Genomic DNA, 744 nt, shown 5'->3' with positions numbered 1-744 from the left:
CGTCGACCGCCACGAGATCGACAAACTCGACATGGACATTGCCCTCGGCATCACCGCCGACGCCGCCGACTTCCTCTCCGCACTGGACAAGGCACCCGCACCACCGATGCCCGAACGCGATGCCTGGCTGGCGCGCATTGGCGACTGGAAGGCACGTTACCCGGTCAATGACGGCCATCCATTCCCGGACAGCGGCCCCATCAACCACTACCATTTCGTCTCGGCACTGTCCGCAGCGCTCCCGCCCGAGATGCTGATCGCGACCGGCAGCTCCGGGCTGGCTATCGAAGTGTTCTACACGGTCTTCCGCAACAAACCCGGCCAACGCGTATTCCTGACCTCCGGCCTCGGCTCGATGGGCTACGGCCTGCCCGCCGCCATCGGCGCCTGCTTCGCCAATGGAAAAAAACCGATGGTCGCCATTGAAAGTGACGGCAGCCTGCAACTCAACTTACAGGAACTGGCCACCCTGCGTGCTCAGAACCTGCCGATCTGCCTGATCGTAATGAACAACGGCGGCTACGCCTCCATCCGCAACACCCAGCGCAACTACTTTGCCGGCCGCCACGTCGGCACCGGCCCGGAGGCTGGCCTGTTGCTGCCTGACCTAGAACAGGTCGCCGCCACCTATGACCTGCTATTCCGACGCATCACCGACGCCGCCGATCTGGCCCCGGTACTCAATGAGGTAGCCGGCCAGCCGCAGGCGATGATCGTGGACGTCCAGCTGACGCCGAACGAAAC

The 744-nt window shown here is 63.8% G+C and carries 1 protein-coding gene; it reads left to right on the top strand.

Features of this window, described 5'->3' with window-relative positions; genetic code table 11:
- Window positions 1–744: thiamine pyrophosphate-binding protein (locus tag JNK74_28735; GenBank protein ID MBL7650171.1), on the top strand; the 744-nt coding region annotated here is incomplete at both ends.

The sequence above is a fragment of the Candidatus Hydrogenedentota bacterium genome (assembly GCA_016791475.1).
In the GTDB taxonomy this organism is placed as follows: Bacteria; Hydrogenedentota; Hydrogenedentia; order Hydrogenedentales; family JAEUWI01; genus JAEUWI01.
The sequence above is the reverse complement of the archived record's forward strand: the minus strand, read 5'-3'. Positions and strand labels throughout refer to the sequence as shown.